The organism is Paraburkholderia diazotrophica (assembly GCF_038900755.1).
In the GTDB taxonomy this organism is placed as follows: Bacteria; Pseudomonadota; Gammaproteobacteria; order Burkholderiales; family Burkholderiaceae; genus Paraburkholderia; species Paraburkholderia diazotrophica_A.
In genome coordinates, this window is record NZ_JBBPEN010000001.1 from 397,484 (window position 1) to 412,713 (window position 15,230).

Consider the following 15,230-nt stretch of genomic DNA (forward strand, 5'->3'; position numbering starts at 1 on the left):
ATCAAAGACCGTACGCCTTGCGCAACAGCGTCAACGGGTGCGCGAGCTGCGTCTTCGGCAAGCCGTTTTCGTCGAAGCCCTGTTCGATGTGATGGCCCGCAAGCTGGCAATCGGACGAGATGTAATCGGGCTGCGCCTGCGCCATCGCCTTGAAGACGGGCGTGCCGATCTTCATCGCCATCGCGTGAAATTCCTTCTTCACGCCGAACGTGCCCGCATGGCCCGAGCAGCGCTCGACGACCGTCATCTGCGTGTCCGGCACGAGCGCGAAAGTCTCCGATGTCTTGCGTCCGATGTTCTGCACACGCGCGTGACACGGCACGTGATACGACACTTTGCCGAGCGGCGTGTTGAAGTCGGTCTTGAGCAGCCCATCGCGATGACGCGACACGAAGTATTCGAACGGGTCCCAGAACGCTTCGCTAACGGCGCGCACGTCGGGATCGTCGGGAAACATCAGCGGCAGTTCGTGCTTGTACATCAGCACGCAGCTCGGAATCGCGCCGATGATCGCGTAGCCTTCGCGCGCATAACGCGCGAGCACGGGCATGTTCTTCTCTTTCTTCTCCGCGACGCCCGCGAGATTGCCCTGCTCGAGCAAGGGCATGCCACAGCATGCTTCGCTCGATACGAGTTCGTATGGAATGTCGTTATGCGCGAGCACGGCAAGCAGATCGTGACCGATGCCGGGCTCGTTGAAATTCACATAGCAGGTCGAGTAGATCGCCACCTTGCCGGGCGTGCGCTCGCCGTCCTTCACCTGCGCCTGTGGCGACTTCCTCGCCGCGCTGCGAAATTTGCGCGACGCGAAATCGGGCAGCCACGCCTTCCTGTCGACGCCGAGCGCTTTTTCCATCAGCCCGCGCGCCGCGCCCGTGTGATTCACCGCGTTGACCGTCTGCGTGACGATGGGAATGCCCGCGAACGTGCCGAGCGCATCCGTGTTCGACAGAAACTTGTCGCGCAACTCGACCTCGCCGCGCCTGTATTTCGCCGCCTTCGCACGCAGCATCAGATGCGGAAAATCGACGTTCCAGCTATGCGGCGGCACATACGGGCATTTCGTCATGTAGCACAGGTCGCACAGATAGCACTGGTCGACGACGGCGCCAAATTTCTTCTTGTCGACTTCGTGCGCTTCGCCCATGTCCGTTTCGTCGACGAGATCGAACAGTGTCGGGAACGCGCCGCACAATGACACGCAACGGCGGCATCCCGCGCAGATGTCGAACACGCGCGTCAGTTCCTGATCGATCGCATCCTGATCGTAGAAAGCATCCGATTGCCAGTCGAGCGGATAACGGATCGGCGCTTCGAGACTGCCTTCCTTATGAGGCATCGCGTGCGTCTCCTATGGGGCATCTGTCAGTTGTTATCTGTGCGTTCGTTCTTCTGCGCGCAATAGATGGATGCGCAACCGCACGCGCAAGATCGCGATCGTCTCGCTTTCTCTTGCTTCATCCTGCGTCGGTGTTGTTACGCCGTTTCGCGTTGCGCTTCGCGCCCGCTATCCTGCCGATTACGTTCAGCCTGCCGTCCGCCAGCGAGGCGTTCGCACGCAGACGGACCGCAATGGCGCGCGCCGGCCACGGATGCCGGCGCCTGCGGCGTCAGTCGACCAATGCGTCCAGTGCCTTCGTATAGCGATTCGCGTGACTGCGCTCGGCCTTGGCGAGCGTTTCGAACCAGTTCGCGATTTCGTCGAAGCCTTCCTCGCGCGCGGTCTTCGCCATGCCCGGATACATGTCGGTGTATTCGTGCGTTTCGCCTGCAATCGCCGATTGCAGGTTCTGCCGCGACGAGCCGAACGGCAGTCCCGTTGCCGGATCGCCGACGACTTCGAGGTACTCGAGGTGGCCATGCGCGTGGCCTGTTTCGCCTTCGGCTGTCGAGCGGAATAGCGCGGCGACGTCGTTCTGTCCCTCGACGTCCGCCTTCGCTGCAAAGTACAGATAGCGGCGATTAGCCTGCGATTCGCCGGCAAATGCGGCCTTCAGATTCTCTTCAGTTTTCGAACCCTTGAGTTGCGACATCTGAGCCTCCATCCAAAGCCTGTATTGTGGGAGCGCGCGTGCTTTTCATGGTCGACCACCGGCCAGACGCGCGCACCTGTGCCGTTCATTTAATCTAGGTGCTCAGCGATGCGTTCCCAATTGGGTTTTTCAATCTTCGCGATAGCTGTTTGTCTTGCATAACGTTCGGCCCGGCATAGACTGAGAAACGCATCACCTGCATCACCTTTTTCACCGGGGGACTGTCTAATGCGGCTGACCATACTGATCAACGGTTCGGACCCCACCGTCAATCACGATTACGCCGTGCTATGGCTCGACACCGACGAACGTCGCTGGTCGAGAGAGGCACACGATGGGATCGACCTGCCCCCTTGGGGCGAACTTCATGACGAAGACGGCGTCACCAAGCTCTGCGCGCCCAGCGCGGACGCACCCTTATGTACGTTGAACGGCCTGCATGTCGACCGGCGGCAGCAGGTCAGTTCGGCGCAAGGCAGCGCGGCGTGGTCGTCCGACCGCACGCGTTCGCCGATGAATGGCTTCTGGCGTCTACAGGCCGTCGACCGCCTGCCTGTTCACGCCGAGCATAGCGTGTTCGGACGCTGAGCCCAGTCCGAATCGCTTCGCTTCGACTGCTTCCTTTCGCTTCCATTATCTTGAGCACCGCCCCGCCGCACACCGGCGGGCGCGGATTTCCTCCGTCGTCTCGCGCGAGCGAAACGCGCATAAATTGCCGCCCGCTGACGCGATCGTTACGCTTTTGCCGATTGCAATAGCGACGCTGCGCAAATCGCATGTAGACCTTGCCTGGCACATACCACGCGCGGCTATACTTGCGGCCCCTCATTTGCTTTCACATCCATGAAGAAGTGGTTAGCCAGTCTGCTGATCGTGGCCGCGAGCCACGTATCGGCGGCACCGTCCTGCACGGATTTCACGCCCGACGCCCAATGGCCCGTGCTGACGAACGCAAAGATGACGCCGAAGACGCGCATGCTGTGCTATTCGGATTTCGCCGTCCTGCATTCGGGCATCACGCACGGCCCGTTGTGGTCCGCCGAGCATCTGACGCGCGACCATATCGAGGCCGCGAAGGACATGGTCCGCACGAACAGGTTTTTCGAAGACTCACGCCTGCCCGATGGCGAAGGCGCGACGCTCGCCGACTACAGGCGCAGCGGCTTCGATCGTGGCCACATGAGTCCTGCGGGCAATCGCTGGAACGCGGAAGCGATGGCACAATCGTTTTCGCTCGCGAACGTCGTGCCGCAGAATCGTGTCAATAACCAGCACCTGTGGTCGCACATCGAGACGGCCGTGCGCACGCTCTCGAAGAAGTACGACGACACATATGTCGTCACGGGGCCGCTCTTCACGGGCTCGCAGTTGCAGACCATCGGGCCGACGCGCGTATTCGTGCCGACGCAACTGTTCAAGGTCGTCTACGTGCCGTCGAAGAAGCTCGCGTTCGCGATCGTCGCGGACAACGCGGCGACCGACCGCTACGACGTGAAGACCGTTCACGAACTCGAAGCGATGAGCGGAATCCGCTTTCCGGGCATTCCGGAAAAACTCAAGGACCAGCGTCCGGGAGGGCTGAAAGGTGTTTAAAGCGTATTCGAACGACGACGATGTGCTCAACATCCAGGGCGACGCGCTGACAGTGTCGAACGGCACCACGCGCGTCGTCGTGAACGGCACGCTCGACATCACGAAGGACAAGCGCGGGTTGAAGGCGGCGCTGGCGCTCAAAGAGGCGCTCGACAGCGTCGTCGCCGCGTTGCAGGCGGACGCGCATCTGCCCGAGCAGGTCAAGGAAGAGCCCGATGCAAAGCCGGGCGTGATCGACAATCCGTTCTAGCGTTTGAAGCGGGGCGGTCGGCGCCGCATCACGTCAACGCAGCGCGGCAACCGCTCAGCTACGTGCCGCCCCACTATCCGTCGACGCAGCAAACGCCCTCAGCTTCTGCGCGTCGACGATCTCGATCTCCGCATAGCGCAGCGCGAGCGCGCCTTGCGTTTCGAACTGCCGCAAGATCTGGTTCGTGGTTTGACGCGACAGCGCGAGCATCATCGCGAGATCTTCCTGCGGCACTTTCAGCACGCGCCGCAGCGTCGACGCGTCGCCATATCCGCCCGCCATCAGCAACAGCCGCCGCGCGACGCGTTGCGCAGCGGGCAGCAGCGCGGCCTCTTCGATTGCGTCGAATGCGAGGCGCAGCTTGTGCGTCAGCAGCAGACCGAACGGATGCCAGAACGCGGGACTGCGTTCGAGCATCGACGAAAGCGCCGCGCGCGGCACATGGAACAGCAGCGTATCGCGTTCAGCATAGGCATCGTGCGTGCGCGGCTGGCCGTCGAACAGCGCGATCTCGCCGAACCAGTTCGCCGGCTCGATCACGGCGAGCAATGCTTCCTTGCCGGCGGCGCTTGCCGCGCCAATCCGCATCAGGCCGTCGAGCACGCAATAGAAGCCGTCGTCGGCATCGCCGCGACTGAAGAGCCGCTGGCCCGCCGGCAGCCGACGCGTGCGGCCGAGTTCGAGCAATTGCGTACGCAGCGCATCGGGTGCGCCGCGAAACCACGCACTGCGGTCGAGCAGCGCGACAAGCTCGGGCGGGTTCGATGAAATGTCTGGCGTCATCGTTCGAAGCGCGGTCCGTCGGTTTGTCGGTTGGGTCGGTATGAACAGGCCGGATTGTCGGCTAGCCGAATGTGTCGCGGCCCGCCGACCGCGATTATGATGACTTTCAACGAGGACGGGCATCCATGAGAACGCTCACTGACCAGCTCGCGCAATACGCGGCCTATCATCGTGACCGCCGCAACATCGCGACGCACTTCGTCGGCATTCCGATGATCGTGCTCGCGCTCGCCATACTGTTGAGCCGGCCCGCGTGGACGTTTGCAGCGCTGCCGTTCCCGGTGTCGCCAGCGTTGGTGGTGGTCGTGCTGAGCGTCGCCTACTACCTCGCGCTCGACGTGCCGCTCGGCCTGATGATGGCCGTCCTGTACGCGTTGTGCATCGCGTGCGGCGCCTGGCTCGCCGCGCAGCCGACGCTTTTGTGGCTCGCGTCGGGCGCCGGTCTCTTCGTCGTGGGCTGGATCATCCAGTTCGTGGGACACGCCGCGTATGAGCGCCGCAAGCCCGCATTCGTCGACGATCTGATCGGTCTCGTCATCGGGCCGCTGTTCGTGCTGGCCGAAGCGCTGTTTGCGTTCGGATGGCGCCCGGTGTTGCGCGACGCAATCGAAGCGAAAGCCGGTCCGACGCGCATCGACGCCGCGCGTGGCCACGCATGAGCGCCAGCAGCGCGGCGATGTAGCGATTGATTCAACCCGGCGCGAGCAGACGCACGCCATGCAGCGCCGTGAGCCCGACGGCGATCCAGATCGGCACATAGGTGCCAAGCTGTTGAGCCGTCATCGTCTCGCCGAGCAGCGTCACCGACACGATCACGAGCAACACGGGCTCCACATAGCCGAGAATGCCGAAGAGCGCCATCGGCAACAGACGGCTCGCCTTCAGATATGACGCGAGTGCGACCGTGCTCAGCGCGCCGAGTCCGGGCAGCAGCAACAGCCACATGTCGATGCGCCCCGACAGCAGCGCGAGCGAGCCGCCGTTGAGCGCCATCGCGAGCGCGAACGGCAGCATCAACGACACTTCGAGCGCGAAGGCCGTCAGCGAATCGGCGTTGATCTTGCGACGCAGCACGAAATACGGCGGATAACCGAGCGCGACGAGCAGCGTGGGCCATGAGAACGCGCGCGTCACCCACAGCTCGTGCAGCACGCCGAGCGCCGCGCAAGCGACGGCGAGCCATTGCAACGGCTCCAGCCGCTCGTGATAGTAGAAGCGGCCGACGAGCACCATCGTCAACGGCAACAGGAAATAGCCGAGCGACACTTCGAGCATCCGTCCGTGCAGCGGCGCCCAGAGAAACACCCATAGCTGCACGCCCAGCAGCGCGGCGCTGACGGCCAGCGCGAACGCCGTGCGCGGCTCACTGATCGCGCGCCGCACTAGCGCACGCAACTGCGGCAGCCGCGAGCGCACGACAATCAGTATGAGAGCGCCGGGCACGGTCCAGATCACGCGCCACGCGAAGATATCGAGCCCTGTCAGCGGCGTCAGCAGCTTCGCGTAGACGGACAACAGCGCAAAGAGCGCCGATGCCGTCACCGATAACGCGATGCCGCGCCCCGGTTGATATGCGTTCATCGGCTCGTCCGCGTCGAAAGATGATGCGTGCAAGACAAAAGGCGGGGCGCGATAGCGCGAATGATGTCGTCCATTGTTTAAGTCTTGTTTTAACTGCGCGGCGCAGTCCCCGAATGTGGGACACGGTCATCGCGTGAAGCGCGCATTCTAGACGGGTTGCACGCATCACGTCGCGTTTTCTGGGCGAAACGCGCGCGTGCATATTCACGCACGATGGACTATAAAACCTAACTCCATCTCTGCGCCGCATCGACGTCGGCGAATCTTCGGTGGAATGACGGGCGCGCTCCCGTCGAGTTTTCGCGCCGCTCGTGCGCGGTTCTTGCTTGACTGTGTCGTTCAGCGCCGCGCGCACGCGGCTTTCAATCTGCTTCACGGATGTGTGAGCGCAGACACGCCCCGGTCATCGAACGCGCTCACGCTAGCCCTCGCATGAACGCAGGCCGGTTCACTCACTCCAACGTATCCGCTTTCCGCAGTCCTCAAGTCATCACTGGAAACGAGCCAACACGGAGCCAACATGACTCAGCCAGCCGTATCGCATCATCTGTCGCACGACGTATCGCCGGAGTTTGCCGCCGCCGTCCGCGCTGGCCTCAGCAAGCAGCCTCAGAAGGAATTGCCGTCGAAGTATCTGTACGATGAAGTGGGATCGGCGCTCTTCGAAGTAATCACCGCGCTGCCCGAATACGGCGTGACGCGCGCCGAGGAACGCCTGCTCGCGCAGCACGCGACCGATATCGTCGCGCAGTTGCCGCACGACGCGATCGTCGCGGAACTGGGCAGCGGCAGCGGCCGCAAGACGCGCCGCATCCTCGAAGCGCTGTGTAAAAAACGTCCAACTTCTTACTGCCCGATTGAAATTTCGCGCACCGCTTTGCAATTATGTCGCCGCGAACTCGGTGACATCGAACGTATTTCGATCGTCGGCTATGAGCGCGACTATCTCGCGGGGCTCGCCGAAGTCAGCAAGCGCCGCGCCAAGGACGAGCCGCTGCTCGTGCTGTTTCTCGGCAGCACGATCGGCAATTTCGGCAGGCTCGCCGCCACGCGTTTTCTGCGCGACATCCGCAACATGCTCGCGCCCGGCGATGCGCTGCTGCTTGGCACCGACCTCGAAAAGCCGGTGCCCGTGCTGATCGCCGCCTACGACGATCCCATCGGCGTGACGGCCGCGTTCAATCTGAATCTGCTTGCGCGGATCAATCGCGAACTGGATGGCGACTTTCCGCTCGACGCGTTCGAGCACGTCGCGCGCTTCAATCCGGACGTGCGCAGTGTCGAAATGCATCTGCGCGCGAAGCGGCATGTGAGCGCGCAGGTGCGCGCGGCGAAGCTGTCGGTCGAACTGAAAGAAGGCGAGACGATCTGGACGGAAAGCAGTCACAAGTACCGCGCGGAAGAACTGCATGCGATCGCCGACGACGCGGGCTTCGTGTGCAGCCATCAATGGATCGAGCGCGACTGGGGATTTGCAGAAAGCCTGCTGGTAGCGCGCTGATTCGTCGGCATGGAAAAAGCGCGCGACACTGCGCGCTTTTTTCTGCTTCATTCATTCCGGTGATTCGCGTGCTTCGAACGCTTCAGTGCTGCTCGAAGCGTTCGAAACGCTTGTCGCTGGCGCGCTCTTCGCCTGTCACTTCCGTGACGCGCGCCGCGGGCGGCCCGTGACGCAGCCACGACAGCATCCGGTCGACCTGATTCGCCGGCCCTTGCAGCATCGCTTCGACGGAACCATCATCCAGGTTCGCCACCCATCCCCGGATACCCAGCGCATGCGCCTGGCGTACGGTCGCGTGACGAAAACCGACGCCCTGCACCATGCCGCGCACGCGCACGTAATACGTTTCGAGCCGCGAATCGAGATCCGTGCCGGACATGCTCTCACCTCCTTATGCGTTTCCATGCGTTCACGCGGGCATTCTAGTCGCGCCGCGTGGGCTTTGCTTGCTGACGGGCACGCGAGCACGGCGCGCGCCATCGACAGTCTTCTTCAAGCGCAACACGTACAATCCGACCTCTGCGATACGCCACGTCGGCAGCCAGGTCGGGCAGCCATTCGGGCAACAACTGAGAAACGGCAAAAGGGAAACAGCAGGCAATGACCGATCAGACTCGCGATCTCGTACTCGTCACCGGCGCATCCGGTTTCGTCGGCTCGGCTGTCGCGCGCATCGCGCAGCAAAAGGGCTTCGCGGTGCGCGTGCTCGTGCGTCCGACGAGTCCGCGCCGCAACGTCGAATCGCTCGACGCGGAGATCGCTATCGGCGACATGCGCGACGAAGCGTCGATGCGCGCGGCGCTGCGCGGCGCGCGCTATCTGCTGCACGTCGCGGCGGATTATCGGCTGTGGGCGCCCGACCCGAACGAAATCGAGCGCTCGAATCTGGAAGGCACGGAAGCGACGATGCGCGCCGCGCTGAAAGAAGGGGTCGAGCGCATCGTGTACACGAGCAGCGTCGCCACATTGAAAGTGACGGGCTCGGGCCAGTCGGTCGACGAAACATCGCCGATGACGCCGCAGCAGGCCATCGGCGTGTACAAGCGCAGCAAGGTGCTCGCGGAGCGTGCCGTCGAACGGATGATCGCGAACGACGGCCTGCCCGCCGTCATCGTCAATCCGTCGACGCCCATCGGTCCGCGCGACGTGAAGCCGACGCCGACGGGCCGCATCATCGTCGAAGCAGCGCTCGGCAAGATTCCCGCTTTCGTCGATACGGGGCTGAACCTCGTGCACGTCGATGACGTCGCGATGGGCCATTTCCTTGCGCTCGAACGCGGAAAGATCGGCGAGCGCTACATCCTCGGCGGCGAGAATTTGCCGCTGCAACAGATGCTCGCCGATATCGCCGGCATCGTCGGGCGCAAGCCGCCGACCATCGCGTTGCCGCGTTGGCCGCTGTATCCGCTCGCGATGGGCGCGGAAGCCGTCGCGAAGTTCACGAAGCGCGAGCCGTTCGTGACCGTCGACGGCCTGAAGATGTCGAAGAACAAGATGTACTTCACGTCCGCGAAAGCGGAGCGCGAACTCGGCTATCGCGCGCGGCCGTATCGCGAGGGACTGCGCGATGCGCTCGACTGGTTTCGCGACGCGGGTTATCTGAAGGCCTGACGCAGACGCGGCGATTCTCGCGCGTACGCTTTGTTACAACTCGATGCCGACACGAAGATTAACGTCGGCGCGCAGAAGGTAAAATCGCGGGTCTTACCAGAGAACTACGCATGAACCTTCACGAACAGATTGGCGCGCTCGAAACGGGCGTCGATCAGCTGATTCAGGCTTTCACGACGTCCCGGCAACAGGTCGAAGCCGCGTCTTCCGCTGTCGAAGCAGCGGCGGCCGCCGTCGAAGCGCCCATCGAAACCGCGGAAACTTCGGCACAAGCACAAGCCGAGCCGCCCGAAGCCGATGCAGCGGCTGCCGACGAAAAGCCCACGTTGCATATCGAACGCCCGAGCCAGAACGAAATCACGATGACGATCGGCGGCAAGTCGGTCACGCTGCATCCGTCGCAGATCGGTCAGCTGGTCGAGGAACTGGCGAACGCGCGCGCGTCAATGGAGCCCGAAGTCCCGCCGAATCTACCCGCCGGCTGGCGTTTCGTCTCGACGAAGAACCCGGTGATGGCCGTGCAGAAACAATCGAACGGCGACCGTCTGCTGGTGCTGCGTCACACGGGTCACGGCTGGGTGCCGTTCCAGTTCTCGCCGGACATGGTCATCCAGATGTACATGATGCTCACGCAGAAGTGATGCGCGGCGGCTCGTCGATCCATCGAGCCGCGCGCTTCGTGTCGGCGCGCCCGTTCAGTGCGAATGAGGCAGCAGTGAATTGAGCAGGCTGGATGCGCGCTGCGAAACGGTAGGCTTGTCGGCGGCATCGTCCACGGGACTCGCGTAGACGACGGGCCCGATGCACAGCGAAGTCCAGCGCGCATCGCAGCCGCCGTCGCGCGACGGCAGCGGCTGGTCGGCGCCCGATGCGGCGGCCGCTTCGGCATCCAGCACTTCAGCGAACGTCTTCACGCGGCCGTTGACCTTCTCCGCATACGCCTTCGACCCGCCGTAGCTCTTCAACGCGGCATTCATATCGCCGCCCGCCGATTTCACGTAGCCGTACAGAATCGCCGAGCCGACCTCGATGTTGGTCTCGGGATCGGTCAGATCCTTCACGTCTTTCAGCATCCGCTTGTGCGCGCCGGGCACGACCTGCATCAGCCCCGTCGCGCCATTGCCGCCCCTGGCCTTTTCCTTGAAACGCGATTCGATCGAGATGATCGCCAGAATCAGCGCGGGCGGCAGCGCATACTTTTCTGAGGCGGCGCGCACCGCGTTCGAGATCTGCTCGGCCTTTTCTTTCGCGAGGCCGAATTTCTGACGCAGATACGCGGACACGTGGTCGTGGCTCGTCTGATCGTCTGCCAGCGCGGCCTGTATGAGGCCCAGCGACAGCACGATCAGGCAGACGAGCCGTCTCATTGATTCGACCCTGCGGGCGCCTGCACGCGCGCCTTCCACTGGCCGCCCTTGCCGCGCCAGTAGCGCACGGCGGAGCCGAACGTCGCGCTGACGTAGAACAGCGCAATGAGCGGCAGGAATGGTGCCCACAGCGGCGACCGGTTGTAGTACCGCAGCATCGGCGCATACGCGCAGCACATCGCCGCCCACGCGAGCCACGCGGGCCAGCCCTTCGGCCCGAGCACGATGGCGACGACGGGCGGCACGAGATAGATGATCGTCATGCCGAGCAGCGTGCCCGCGAGTAGCCACGCCGAATAGCGCAGTTGCGTGAACGCGGTGCGCGCGATCATGTTCCAGATCTCGCGCCAGCTGTCGTAAGGACGCAGCGATACGCTGCGCGCCGCCACGTCCAGACGGATCGGGTGGCGCCCTTCGCCGCGATGCTTGATTCGCGCGGCGAGGCTGCAATCGTCGATCAGTTCCGCGCGAATCGATTCGATGCCGCCCGCTTCTTCCAGCGCCGTGCGGCGCACCAGCATGCAGCCGCCCGCCGCTCCGGCCGTGCGGTTGCGCGGATTGTTGACCCACGAGAACGGATAGAGCTTCGCGAAGAAGAACACGAAGGCGGGAATCAGCGCCTTTTCCCAGAACGAATCGCAACGCAGGCGGACCATCAGCGAAACGAGATCGCGCTTTTCCGCGTCGGCGCGCAATACGAGTTGCGTGAGCGCGTCGTCGGGATGACCGATGTCGGCGTCGGTGAGCAGCAGGTACTCGGGCACGTAGCCGAGCGCGCGCACGGCCTCGATGCCCTGCGACTGTGCCCATACCTTGCCCGACCAGCCCGTCGGCAACGGCTTCGCGCCGATCACCGTCAGCCGGTCCGGGCACTGGAGCGCGAGCGCGGCGGCGCGGGCGGCGTCGGCGGTGCCGTCGGTGCTGTGGTCGTCGACGACGATCACATGAAACTCGCCCGCATAGTCCTGCGCGAGCAGCGACGTGACGGCGCGCGCGATCACATCCGCCTCGTTGCGCGCCGGCACCACGGCGGCAACGCCGGGCCACGTGTCGCGCGTGCCGGGCGCGAGCGGCGCAGCGGGATGCGCGCGCCAGAAGCCGCCGCGCGCGAACAGCAGCACACACCAGATCAGGAGCGACAGACACGCCAACAGAAACAGAACCGCCGCCATCATGCATTGCCCTCTTTTGGAAGCCGCGCTTCGATGCGCGGTTGCGCACGCGCGCGGCAACACCCGCAGCGACGACGCGCCAATCGTGGAAAACGACCGCTGTCCGTCCATCGAATATGTGATAGACGGCCGTTTCGATACGTTCAAGAATGCGCCATCCGTGAAAGACGTCGCAGAAAATTCAACGCCTGCGCGCAAACGTTGCGCAGCCTGCGCACGCGCGGCAAGGCCCGCTAGTTTAAGGGTTCCCGTCACGCGGCGCAGCGAGTCATTTTTGCCGCGCGAAACACCACGGTCCAGTGCGTCGAAAAAGCAAATAAACAGCGATGGCGTTAGAATGCGCGTTTGGTCTCGAGTATCGACTTTCGTCGGATTTAAGACAATCAACTATACAGACGCGGCGAACAGGTCCTTTTTACCGATCTGGCCGGAAACCCGCGTCAGTCGGAGTTCGCCAGCCTATGCGAGTCATCCTTGCCCAACCCCGCGGCTTTTGTGCGGGAGTCGTGAGGGCGATCGAGATTGTCGATCGCGCTTTGCAGCAACATGGCGCACCGGTTTACGTGCGTCATGAGATCGTCCACAACAGGCACGTTGTCGATAATCTTCGCCGCAAGGGCGCGCGTTTCGTCGAAGAACTCGATGAAGTGCCGCAGGGCGCGGTTGCGATTTTCAGTGCCCACGGTGTTGCTCAAAGCGTCGAACGCGATGCGCAGGCGCGCGGTCTGGATGTGCTGGACGCCACTTGCCCGCTCGTGACCAAGGTGCATGTGCAAGGACGGCAATATGTTGCGGCGGGCCGCACGCTGATCCTGATCGGCCACGCGGGTCATCCTGAAGTGGAAGGCACGATCGGCCAGATTCCGGGGCCCGTGCTGCTCGTGCAAAGCGAAGCCGATGTCGCAAAACTGGAACTGCTCGTCGATACGCCGCTTGCTTACGTCACGCAGACGACGCTTTCGGTGGACGACACGCGCGGCATCATCGATGCGCTGAAGCGCCGTTTCCCGGATATCGTCGGCCCCGATACGCGCGATATCTGCTACGCGACGCAAAACCGCCAGGCCGCCGTGCGCGAGCTCAGCTCGCAGGTGGACGTGCTGCTGGTGGTAGGCGCAACGAACAGCTCGAATTCGAATCGCCTGCGTGAAATCGGCAGCGAATCGGGCGTACCGAGCTACCTCGTCGCCGACGGCTCCGAGCTCAAGCCGGAATGGTTCGCAGGCGTCGGAACGGTCGGCCTGACGGCGGGCGCATCGGCGCCTGAAGAAATGGTCGAGAACGTCATTGATGCGCTTCGCGCACTGGGCCCCGTCGACGTTACGACGATGGCGGGACGTGAAGAAAAAGTTGAATTCAAGTTGCCGTCGAAACTGACGCAACCACTCGCTGCACGCGAAGTTTAAGGAGGACGATTTGTCTATTCCGATGCTACAGAAAGTCCGGGTCGGCGCTTACATCATGCGTCAGCACCTGAAGGGCAACAAGCGCTATCCGCTTGCGCTGATGCTCGAGCCGCTGTTCCGCTGCAACCTCGCGTGCAACGGCTGCGGCAAGATCGATTACCCCGATCCCATCCTCAACCAGCGTCTGTCGCTGGCCGAATGCCTCGAAGCCGTCGACGAATGCGGCGCACCCGTCGTCTCGATCGCGGGCGGCGAGCCGCTCCTGCACAAGGAGATGCCGCAGATCGTCAAGGGCATCATGGCGCGCAAGAAGTTCGTGTACCTGTGCACGAACGCGCTGCTGATGGAAAAGAAGATGGACGACTACGAGCCGAATCCGTACTTCGTCTGGTCGGTGCACCTGGATGGCGATCGCGAAATGCACGACCACTCGGTGTCGCAGGACGGCACGTACGACAAGGCGGTCGCGGCCATCAAGGAAGCGAAGCGCCGCGGCTTCCGCGTGAACATCAACTGCACGCTGTTCAACGATGCCGTGCCGGAACGCGTCGCCGCGTTCTTCGACACGGTCGGCCCGATGGGTGTCGACGGCATCACGGTGTCGCCGGGTTATGCGTATGAACGCGCGCCCGACCAGCAGCACTTCCTGAACCGCGAAAAGACCAAGCAGCTGTTCCGCGAAATCTTCAGGCGCGGCGACAACGGCAAGAAGTGGTCGTTCAGCCAGTCGAGCCTGTTCCTCGATTTCCTCGCCGGCAACCAGACGTACGAATGCACGCCATGGGGCAACCCCGCGCGCACCGTGTTCGGCTGGCAGAAGCCGTGCTATCTGGTCGGCGAAGGCTACGTGAAGACCTTCAAGGAGCTGATGGAAACCACCGACTGGGACAAGTACGGCACGGGCAACTACGAGAAGTGCGCGGACTGCATGGTCCATTGCGGCTTCGAAGCGACGGCCGTGATGGACACCGTCGCTCATCCGCTGAAGGCGTTCAAGGTCAGCCTGACGGGCGCGCGGACGACGGGCGAATTCGCGAAGGACATCCCGCTCGACAAGCAGCGCCCCGCCGAATACGTGTTCTCGCGTCACGTCGAAATCAAGCTCGACGAGATCAAGCGCGCGGGCACGGGCAAGAAGGTGCAGACCTCGGCAGCCGCGTTGAACTAAGTCTGATCGACGCCGCATGAAAAAGAGCGCAACGGTTCGAACCGTTGCGCTCTTTCTGTTTGTGCTTCGTTACGAGTGGCTCGCTGCGCGCGCCTCGTTATGTGTCGCGCGAAACTATGGCGATCAAGGCAGCCATCAGCCGGCGCTGCGCGCGTTGTGCTGCGTGAGGAACTTGATCAAACCATCGATGCCGCCCTTCGACAGCTGCTCCTGGAATTGCGTCTGATACACCTGGATCAGCCACGCGCCCATCATGTTGATGTCGTAAATCTTCCAGCCGTTCGCCGTTTTTTCCAGGCGATAGTCGATCGCATCGTCGCCGCCGTTGCTCAGCACGTGGGACTGGACGACGGTGTCTTTCGCGTCGGCCGACGCGTTCGCCGGCTGAAAGCGGAACTTCACATCCTGATCGCGCAGTTGCGACAGCGATGCGGCATACGTACCGACAAGGAGTTTCGTGAATTGCTCATACAGTTGTTTTTGCTGTTCGGGCGTCGCGGTACTCCACGCTTTACCGACTGCGATTCGCGTCGTGCGCTGGAAGTTCGTCGCGGGCACAAAATGTGACTCGACCACTTGCGTGATCTTCTTCATGTCGCCACCACGTGCCTGTGGGTCGGCCTTCATCGCATTGACGGTGCCTTCGACCGCGTTCTTGACGATCGCATCAGGCGCGCTTTGTGCGAAAGCCGCGGTGGAAACCACGGCGGCTGCCAGAAAAGCAGAGATATAACGTTTCATACGCTCATCGGGACAGTTGAGAAT

At 62.9% G+C, this 15,230-nt stretch carries 17 protein-coding genes; 9 read left to right on the forward strand and 8 right to left on the reverse strand.

What is annotated here, in order from left to right; all coding sequences use genetic code 11:
• Nucleotide 1 precedes the first annotated feature (1 nt).
• Together AABE10_RS01930 and AABE10_RS01935 are read right to left on the reverse strand one after the other, a co-directional pair.
• A complete protein-coding gene (locus AABE10_RS01930; RefSeq protein ID WP_342931607.1) occupies nucleotides 2-1,339 on the reverse strand; it encodes a heterodisulfide reductase-related iron-sulfur binding cluster in 1,338 nt (445 codons plus the stop codon).
• A gap of 271 nt (nucleotides 1,340-1,610) precedes the next feature.
• Nucleotides 1,611-2,033 carry a rubrerythrin family protein gene (locus AABE10_RS01935; RefSeq protein WP_090863836.1) on the reverse strand — a complete coding sequence of 141 codons (423 nt, stop codon included), beginning with the start codon at nucleotides 2,031-2,033 and terminating at the stop codon, nucleotides 1,611-1,613.
• Between the two features lie 228 nt (nucleotides 2,034-2,261).
• Here AABE10_RS01935 and AABE10_RS01940 point away from each other — a divergent pair, with 228 nt between their 5' ends.
• The 3 genes from AABE10_RS01940 (at nucleotide 2,262) to AABE10_RS01950 (ending at nucleotide 3,876) form a co-directional block, all read left to right on the forward strand.
• Nucleotides 2,262-2,621, forward strand: coding sequence for a DUF3564 domain-containing protein (locus AABE10_RS01940; RefSeq protein WP_087736615.1), 360 nt, complete (start codon nucleotides 2,262-2,264; stop codon nucleotides 2,619-2,621).
• Nucleotides 2,622-2,876: 255 nt separating this feature from the next.
• Nucleotides 2,877-3,626 (forward strand): DNA/RNA non-specific endonuclease, encoded by a 750-nt coding sequence (locus tag AABE10_RS01945; protein ID WP_342931608.1) that lies wholly within the window; start codon nucleotides 2,877-2,879, stop codon nucleotides 3,624-3,626.
• Nucleotides 3,619-3,876, forward strand: a complete 258-nt coding sequence (locus AABE10_RS01950) for a hypothetical protein (RefSeq protein WP_087736613.1) — start codon at nucleotides 3,619-3,621, stop codon at nucleotides 3,874-3,876. Before AABE10_RS01945 ends, AABE10_RS01950 begins: the two co-directional genes overlap by 8 nt.
• A 54-nt stretch (nucleotides 3,877-3,930) precedes the next feature.
• Here the strand turns inward: AABE10_RS01950 and AABE10_RS01955 are convergent, their stop codons facing one another.
• On the reverse strand, nucleotides 3,931-4,659 hold the full coding sequence (locus AABE10_RS01955; RefSeq protein ID WP_342931609.1) for a Crp/Fnr family transcriptional regulator: 729 nt from the start codon (nucleotides 4,657-4,659) through the stop codon (nucleotides 3,931-3,933).
• Between the two features lie 125 nt (nucleotides 4,660-4,784).
• Here AABE10_RS01955 and AABE10_RS01960 point away from each other — a divergent pair, with 125 nt between their 5' ends.
• Nucleotides 4,785-5,318, forward strand: coding sequence for a DUF962 domain-containing protein (locus AABE10_RS01960; protein ID WP_342931610.1), 534 nt, complete (start codon nucleotides 4,785-4,787; stop codon nucleotides 5,316-5,318).
• A 31-nt stretch (nucleotides 5,319-5,349) separates the two neighbouring features.
• Here AABE10_RS01960 and rarD read toward each other — a convergent pair whose 3' ends face one another.
• Nucleotides 5,350-6,240 carry an EamA family transporter RarD gene (rarD, locus tag AABE10_RS01965; RefSeq protein WP_342931611.1) on the reverse strand — a complete coding sequence of 297 codons (891 nt, stop codon included), beginning with the start codon at nucleotides 6,238-6,240 and terminating at the stop codon, nucleotides 5,350-5,352.
• A 520-nt stretch (nucleotides 6,241-6,760) separates the two neighbouring features.
• Here rarD and egtD point away from each other — a divergent pair.
• Complete coding sequence (gene egtD / locus AABE10_RS01970; protein ID WP_342931612.1) at nucleotides 6,761-7,741, forward strand: L-histidine N(alpha)-methyltransferase; 981 nt, start codon at nucleotides 6,761-6,763, stop codon at nucleotides 7,739-7,741.
• An 82-nt stretch (nucleotides 7,742-7,823) separates the two neighbouring features.
• Here egtD and AABE10_RS01975 read toward each other — a convergent pair whose 3' ends face one another.
• Nucleotides 7,824-8,120 carry an acylphosphatase gene (locus tag AABE10_RS01975; protein WP_342931613.1) on the reverse strand — a complete coding sequence of 99 codons (297 nt, stop codon included), beginning with the start codon at nucleotides 8,118-8,120 and terminating at the stop codon, nucleotides 7,824-7,826.
• Between the two features lie 221 nt (nucleotides 8,121-8,341).
• On the opposite strand from AABE10_RS01975, the gene hpnA reads away from it, so the two are divergent.
• Entirely contained in the window at nucleotides 8,342-9,352 is a 1,011-nt protein-coding gene (gene hpnA / locus AABE10_RS01980; RefSeq protein WP_342931614.1) for a hopanoid-associated sugar epimerase, read from the forward strand.
• 110 nt (nucleotides 9,353-9,462) lie between these two features.
• Nucleotides 9,463-9,993 carry a hypothetical protein gene (locus AABE10_RS01985; RefSeq protein ID WP_342931615.1) on the forward strand — a complete coding sequence of 177 codons (531 nt, stop codon included), beginning with the start codon at nucleotides 9,463-9,465 and terminating at the stop codon, nucleotides 9,991-9,993.
• 54 nt (nucleotides 9,994-10,047) lie between these two features.
• Here AABE10_RS01985 and AABE10_RS01990 read toward each other — a convergent pair whose 3' ends face one another.
• A complete protein-coding gene (locus AABE10_RS01990) occupies nucleotides 10,048-10,719 on the reverse strand; it encodes a lytic transglycosylase domain-containing protein (RefSeq protein WP_342931616.1) in 672 nt (223 codons plus the stop codon).
• The gene (locus tag AABE10_RS01995; protein ID WP_342931617.1) at nucleotides 10,716-11,894 is read right to left on the reverse strand and encodes a glycosyltransferase; all 1,179 of its coding nucleotides are present in this window, start codon (nucleotides 11,892-11,894) and stop codon (nucleotides 10,716-10,718) included. The genes AABE10_RS01990 and AABE10_RS01995 overlap by 4 nt, the downstream gene beginning before the upstream one ends.
• A gap of 458 nt (nucleotides 11,895-12,352) precedes the next feature.
• Between AABE10_RS01995 and ispH the strand changes: the two genes are divergently transcribed.
• Nucleotides 12,353-13,297 carry a 4-hydroxy-3-methylbut-2-enyl diphosphate reductase gene (gene ispH / locus AABE10_RS02000; protein ID WP_342932233.1) on the forward strand — a complete coding sequence of 315 codons (945 nt, stop codon included), beginning with the start codon at nucleotides 12,353-12,355 and terminating at the stop codon, nucleotides 13,295-13,297.
• A 10-nt stretch (nucleotides 13,298-13,307) separates the two neighbouring features.
• On the forward strand, nucleotides 13,308-14,465 hold the full coding sequence (gene hpnH, locus AABE10_RS02005; RefSeq protein ID WP_342931618.1) for an adenosyl-hopene transferase HpnH: 1,158 nt from the start codon (nucleotides 13,308-13,310) through the stop codon (nucleotides 14,463-14,465).
• Between the two features lie 135 nt (nucleotides 14,466-14,600).
• On the opposite strand, the gene AABE10_RS02010 is transcribed toward hpnH, so the two are convergent.
• The gene (locus AABE10_RS02010; RefSeq protein ID WP_342931619.1) at nucleotides 14,601-15,206 is read right to left on the reverse strand and encodes an ABC transporter substrate-binding protein; all 606 of its coding nucleotides are present in this window, start codon (nucleotides 15,204-15,206) and stop codon (nucleotides 14,601-14,603) included.
• Nucleotides 15,207-15,230: the final 24 nt, after the last annotated feature.